The following is a 6,273-nucleotide window of genomic DNA, read 5'->3' as shown; positions in this document are numbered from 1 at the left end:
GTTCAGTTGGTTAGAATACCGGCCTGTCACGCCGGGGGTCGCGGGTTCGAGTCCCGTCCACTCCGCCACTTATATTAAGCCCCAGTTGAAAGACTGGGGCTTTTTTTCGTTTTGGTTACCCGACTTCCCTTAACCCCATTTCCATATTGAAACCTTGCATCGAGAGGCAGGCTTCCCTCTTCGCTATGCTTTCTAAGCCCTGTCATGAGTGAGGTGTTGCGCAGTTCTGTGTGGTTTCTGCTGAACAGGATCCCAGTCTCGAGCGCTAGTTTTGAGTCCCTGTGCTGACTCATTAAAGCTCCCTTTTATTACGTGTTAGAGAGCTTATTCACTAGCGTAGTGTGAGAAAGAGTAAGATCGGAAGACTGAGTTATTAAGCACCTAGCCACTTACGCATGTATTGCCGTTCTAGATTCTAGGTTGTTGCGTTTGGGGTTACGTTGCGTCTCGCAAGCTTATTTACTGAAGTCTACTAATATAGAGGTCTAAAAGAGTATTAAGCTGTTGGATCTAGGAATAATAAAAAAGCCCAGCAGGAAAATGCTGAGCTTTGAAGTTAATTATGCTTACAGGATGCGTTTTAAAACCCCATCGGCTTTTAGGCGGGTTATTTTTCTTACTAACCGCTGCACCCCTATCGGATAATCTTCCACTTTTTCTAACTGTTTATAAGTACAGATAAGATGGGTATGCTCAAGGATACGCGAAACTTCATCTTCGAACTTCTCAGTGAGCTTCGCATAATTGTCTTGGATGAGAAGCCCATTTTCTAGATCAAGTGACCAAGCCCGAGGATTTAAGTTATTCCCCGTCAGTAGCATATAGCGTTTATCAACCCAAATGCCTTTGAGATGGAAGCTATTATTGTCATGCTTCCAGAGGTGAATTGACAGTTTACGCGCAGCGATATTCGCTTCATTTGCTTTCGCAAAGCGGCGTAGGTTTACTTCATACAGATATGGAAGTCCGCCAATGGTTTTAAAGTCTTCCTCAGGGGCAATATAAAAGTCGTTTGCTGTCTTGTCGCCCACAACAATAGTTACTTTCACACCGCGTTTCATGGCTCGCTTCACTTCACGATGCAGCGCTTTAGGGAAGTTAAAGTAAGGCGTACAGATAAAGATTTCGTTTTGGGCGGCCGCTAGTAACTTTACAATCTGTTGATTGAGCAGATTGCGGCGTTTGCCTAGACCAACTAGCGGGGTGATTTTTACACTTTCCTCTGTTGCAGGTTGGTCTTCAAACTGATAATTAGCTTGAGCAAGTGAAGCTCTCAGTTGACGAATCGCCGACTTAATTTCTTTGGTTTCTGGCTTATCTTTTCCAGCAAGATCATTGACAGCTGGGTGAGCAATCATCTCTTCCTGAATGAATTGCACCATTGAATTAGCTAAAGACTCATGTCGAATCACATGGTAACGATCAAAGCGATAGCGTTCGTGATAGTGCAGATAAACGTTATTTAAGCTTGCCCCACTGTAGATGACAGTATCATCGACAATGAAGCCTTTTAAATGCAGTACCCCAAAAACCTCTCTGCCACGCACAGGTATACCATAGACAGGGATCGGGTGTTGGTACTTATTGGCATACGCTTTGTAAAGCGCAGAATTACCCTCAGATGTTTCCGCACCAATCAGGCCACGCTGCGCTCGATGCCAGTCGACACAGATATTGATGTCCAACCCAGGATTGCGCTGTTTCGCTTCATAAAGCGCAGTGAGAATTTCACGTCCAGCTTCATCATCTTCCAGATATAGAGCGACTAGGTAAATTCGCGACGTTGCTTTGCTGATTGCATCCAAAAGACGAGTCCTGAATGATTCTGCTGAATACAGAACATCAAAGTCTTCCGGATTGACAGCGAGACTTGGCAACTGTTCGAATGGATTCCTACTTACTATCATATCGGTATGAGTACCTTAGTTTAGTGCAATATTGCGAACCTGCCATTTTATCAAAGATATGATTTACCTGGCTACAAAAGCGCGCGTTTTGATGTCGTTGAAGAGATGAATTGCATTGGAATGAGATCTTTACCGCTATCTACATAGCGTTGAAATGCCATTTTTAGCGGGTGTGGTAGCTCAGAGCAATCAATGGTTTTGAATCCATGCTTGGAATAATAGGATTCGAGATGTGTAAACGCGAAGCAATAATCGCCATCAGTGAAAACATTGTTTTTACAATGAGTTAGTAGTTCTTTTCCAATGCCAGTTCCCCTAAGTGTTGGAATGACCAGCATTCCCGTCAGCAATCGAGATCTATCTACGGTTTTTAAGCGTAGTAACGCAACGATTTCACCTTTATGGCTCGCTGTAATGATCAGTTCATCCTTTTTGGCTCGACCCGAAGGGTAATGCGCTTTGTACAACCTCTTAATGAGAGGGAGCTTGATAGGATTTAACACTTCTATGATTAATGAGTCAGGTATTGTCACTGCGGTTAAAAGATAACTAATGTAGAATGTCGACAGTTTAAGAGAATCTTATCTGACGTTGCAAACCTACTATGCAAATTAAAACAAATGCAAGCCTTAAGGCTTACCATACTTTTGGGATTGAACAGTCGTGTTCCTATTTAGCGACCATCGAGTCGCTCGAGGAGGTTATCCAACTATTTCAAGACCCGAGATTCACCCATTTACCGAAACTTTTTTTAGGTAAAGGAAGTAATGTTCTTTTCACTGAGCATTTTGACGGGTTAGTGATCGTTAATCGAATCATGGGTAAAAATGTGACGGAAACGGATGACCAATACCTATTGCATATTGCAGGTGGTGAAGACTGGCCTGATTTGGTTTCCTGGTGTGTGAGTCAGGGAATTGGTGGGTTAGAAAACCTAGCCCTGATCCCTGGCTGTGCAGGCTCGGCTCCTATTCAAAACATTGGAGCCTATGGACTAGAGCTAAAAGACATTTGTGACTACGTGGATGTTCTTGATCTAACTACATTTGAAAATAGAAGAATGAGCGCCAGAGACTGTAACTTTGGCTACCGAGACTCCATTTTTAAACACGCTTTGCATGAAAAGTGCTTTATTACAGCACTAGGGCTTAAGTTGGCTAAGCAATGGCAACCGATTAATCAATATGGTCCTTTAAAAGATATTCCGGAAGAACAACTTAGCCCAGCAACAATCTTCGAGCGAGTTTGCCAAGTGCGAACGGAGAAACTGCCGGATCCAGTCAAGGTAGGTAACGCAGGAAGTTTCTTTAAAAACCCAGTGATCACTCAAGATCATTATGATCGGCTCATGAAGCAACATACTAATATCGTGGCCTATCCAACTCCTGGCGGAATGAAAGTCGCGGCTGGTTGGCTGATTGATCAGTGCGGATTAAAGGGGAAGTCTGTGCATGGTGCACAGGTCAACCCCATGCAAGCCTTGGTTTTGACCAACATGAACAACTGCAGTGCCGATGATGTTGTCGCACTTGCTTCCCTAGTGAAGCAGGCAGTGTGGGATAAATACCAAATAGAACTTGAGCATGAAGTTCGATTTCTGAACCGTACCGGGGAAACCAACCTGGCTCAGATCGAGGCGTTAAGATGAGAAAAGATCACTCTACGAAACTTCATATCTTAAAGTCATTAAGTAACGGCGAGTTTCATTCTGGAGAGGCGCTGGGCGAAGCCCTGAATGTATCCAGAGCGGCAATAGCTAAGCATATTAAAGGTCTTAGTGAGTGGGGCATTGATATTTATCGAGTGCAAGGGCGCGGTTACCAGTTGGCATCACCATTGCAGTTGCTAGATGAAGCTCTCCTTACTGCTAGTGCGGAGTCACTTGTTGAGCTTGTTCCTGTGATTAACTCAACCAACCAGTATTTGCTTGATAGAGTTGCAGAGTCAGAAAAGGGCCGTGTTTGTATAGCTGAGTATCAAGCACAAGGACGTGGTCGCCGCGGTAGACAATGGATCTCTCCATTTGGCTCTAACTTATACCTATCCATGTACTGGCGATTAGATGCGGGAATGGCCGCGGCAATGGGCTTAAGCCTTGTTATTGGTATTGCCGCAGTGGAAGCACTAGAAGAAATGGGCATACAAGGCGTTAAACTCAAGTGGCCAAATGACCTGTATTATCAAGATAAAAAACTGGCAGGAATCTTAGTGGAGATGTCAGGGCAGGCCGGTGGTGCTGCTCATCTTGTGATTGGGATGGGGCTCAATATTGGAATGCCTGATGAGCAACCTGAGATTGATCAACCATGGACAACATTGAATCAGGTAAACGAGAGTCTCGTGATCGATAGAAATGTCCTAGCGACGACGCTTATCAAGCATTGGAATTCCGCACTTATCGAGTATGAACTGAAAGGGCTTACCAGCTTTGTCGAACGTTGGAATCGATTAGATAACTTTCTCAATCGTCAAGTCAAGCTGCTCATCGGACCTAGAGAGGTGCACGGCGTCGTACGCGGCATCGATCATCAAGGCGGGATATTACTCGAAACCTCGCAAGGGCCAGAGACTTACATTGGTGGGGAAATCTCGTTGCGTAAAAGCGATTGACGTTCAATTACTTTCGTAAAGACACCTTATCAACCAGGTGGTTGACGCCTTTGTGTAGAATCAAATGGGCTCTTTCTCGGGTGGGAAGAATATTTAGCTCCAAGTTGAGCCCATTAATATCATGCCAAATTTGTTTCGCTTTTTGCTTTGCTTCATCGACTGACAGTTGCGTGTAGTGACTAAAATAAGAACCGGGTTTAGTAAAAGCCCCTTGGCGAAACTTTAAAAATCGTTCCACATACCACTGTTCAATTGTCTCTGTTTCAGCATCGACATAGATCGAAAAATCCAAAAAATCAGAGACAAAGACGCGATGTGGATCATGCGGATAATCCATTCCACTTTGTAGAACGTTTAAACCTTCAATGATAAGAACATCCGGTCTATCAACTTTTCTTAGTTCGTCCGTAATGTCATACGTGATGTGGGAGTAAATAGGTACTTCAAGATCCGGCTTACCCGCTTTAACGTCAGACATAAACTCAACTAAACGTTTGATATCATAGGACTCAGGAAACCCTTTACGATGCATGATACCGCGTTCTTCTAGTACCTTTTTCGGATATAGAAAGCCATCTGTAGTGACCAAGGACACTTTGGGATGATTCTCCCAACGAGAAAGCAATGCGGTCAGAATACGAGCTGTCGTACTTTTGCCTACAGCGACACTGCCGGCGATACCAATCACAAAAGGAGGGGCATGTTCTTCCGTATTCAAGAATTGTTGTAATACAGAGTTGCGGCTTTGACGGGCTTGGACGTACAGATTCAAAAGACGAGACAAAGGAAGGTAGATTTCTACCGCTTCCTCCATGGTTAGGTTTTCATTAATGCCCTGAAGCGCAGTCAAGTCGTCTTCAGAAAGTGTCATCGGTACAGAGTTTCTTAACTCGGCCCAGTTTGCACGGTCAAATGACAAAAATGGACTCATGGGTCTCTTTTATCCTTGGTTTAGTAGAAGCAAGAACATACATCAAGCGAACTTCAAAGCAAACGACAAAGGTCGAAGTTTACTTTAAAAAAGCCAAGTTTGTACGAATTTACAGCAAACGAATCTAAAAAATCGAATTTTATGATTTTTTTTAAAATTACTATTGCAACCTCGAAAATCATTCAATAGAATGCGCACCACTTATGCCGACTTAGCTCAGTAGGTAGAGCAACTGACTTGTAATCAGTAGGTCACCAGTTCGATTCCGGTAGTCGGCACCATTCTTTCCTTTAGTAGTCTGAATGGCTTGAAAATTTGGAGGGGTTCCCGAGTGGCCAAAGGGAGCAGACTGTAAATCTGCCGGCACTGCCTTCGATGGTTCGAATCCGTCCCCCTCCACCATATTCTTTAGGAAATAGCTCTCAGAGTTACGTGTTGCGGGCATCGTATAATGGCTATTACCTCAGCCTTCCAAGCTGATGATGCGGGTTCGATTCCCGCTGCCCGCTCCACTCTAATTTGAGTGCTGATATAGCTCAGGTGGTAGAGCGCATCCTTGGTAAGGATGAGGTCGGCAGTTCGAGTCTGCCTATCAGCACCAGCTCTCAAGTTTATTTCCTTTTGATATTAGATTTACCAATTATCTTTTTTTGGTTGCGTGGTCAATTTGGGCCACCTAAATCCGTACCTAGAGGGACCACTCATGTCTAAAGAAAAATTTGAACGTACGAAACCGCACGTTAACGTTGGTACTATCGGCCACGTTGACCACGGTAAAACAACTCTAACTGCAGCTATCTGTACTACTCTTGCTAAAGTTTACGG

Annotated in this window: 6 protein-coding genes and 4 tRNA genes; 7 read left to right on the top strand and 3 right to left on the bottom strand. The window is 44.1% G+C overall.

Translation table 11 applies throughout. The features are described 5' to 3' along the window. Window positions 1-566: 566 nt before the first annotated feature. Window positions 567-1,907, bottom strand: a complete 1,341-nt coding sequence (gene pssA / locus NL644_RS22960; RefSeq protein WP_046874695.1) for a CDP-diacylglycerol--serine O-phosphatidyltransferase — start codon at window positions 1,905-1,907, stop codon at window positions 567-569. Window positions 1,908-1,978: 71 nt separating this feature from the next. Further along, window positions 1,979-2,410, bottom strand: a complete 432-nt coding sequence (locus tag NL644_RS22955; RefSeq protein WP_031780708.1) for a GNAT family N-acetyltransferase — start codon at window positions 2,408-2,410, stop codon at window positions 1,979-1,981. 101 nt (window positions 2,411-2,511) lie between these two features. Here NL644_RS22955 and murB point away from each other — a divergent pair, with 101 nt between their 5' ends. Both murB and birA read left to right on the top strand, forming a co-directional pair. After that, window positions 2,512-3,555 (top strand): UDP-N-acetylmuramate dehydrogenase, encoded by a 1,044-nt coding sequence (murB, locus tag NL644_RS22950; RefSeq protein ID WP_253658820.1) that lies wholly within the window; start codon window positions 2,512-2,514, stop codon window positions 3,553-3,555. Then, entirely contained in the window at window positions 3,552-4,517 is a 966-nt protein-coding gene (birA, locus tag NL644_RS22945; RefSeq protein WP_048625625.1) for a bifunctional biotin--[acetyl-CoA-carboxylase] ligase/biotin operon repressor BirA, read from the top strand. The genes murB and birA overlap by 4 nt, the downstream gene beginning before the upstream one ends. A gap of 7 nt (window positions 4,518-4,524) precedes the next feature. On the opposite strand, the gene coaA is transcribed toward birA, so the two are convergent. After that, complete coding sequence (coaA, locus tag NL644_RS22940; protein ID WP_005398335.1) at window positions 4,525-5,448, bottom strand: type I pantothenate kinase; 924 nt, start codon at window positions 5,446-5,448, stop codon at window positions 4,525-4,527. Between the two features lie 205 nt (window positions 5,449-5,653). Between coaA and NL644_RS22935 the strand changes: the two genes are divergently transcribed. The 5 genes from NL644_RS22935 to NL644_RS22915 all read left to right on the top strand — a co-directional run. Continuing rightward, a tRNA-Thr gene (locus tag NL644_RS22935) sits at window positions 5,654-5,729 on the top strand. A gap of 36 nt (window positions 5,730-5,765) precedes the next feature. Continuing rightward, window positions 5,766-5,850, top strand: a tRNA-Tyr gene (locus NL644_RS22930). A gap of 35 nt (window positions 5,851-5,885) precedes the next feature. Then, window positions 5,886-5,960: transfer RNA gene (locus tag NL644_RS22925), tRNA-Gly, on the top strand. A gap of 13 nt (window positions 5,961-5,973) precedes the next feature. Further along, a tRNA-Thr gene (locus NL644_RS22920) sits at window positions 5,974-6,049 on the top strand. 102 nt (window positions 6,050-6,151) lie between these two features. Next, on the top strand, window positions 6,152-6,273 hold a 122-nt coding region (locus NL644_RS22915; protein ID WP_253645201.1), incomplete at its 3' end, for a GTP-binding protein.

Source organism: Vibrio sp. Y10_XG_PY6 (assembly GCF_024181795.1).
Lineage (GTDB): Bacteria > Pseudomonadota > Gammaproteobacteria > Enterobacterales > Vibrionaceae > Vibrio > Vibrio diabolicus.
The sequence above is the reverse complement of the archived record's forward strand: the minus strand, read 5'-3'. Positions and strand labels throughout refer to the sequence as shown.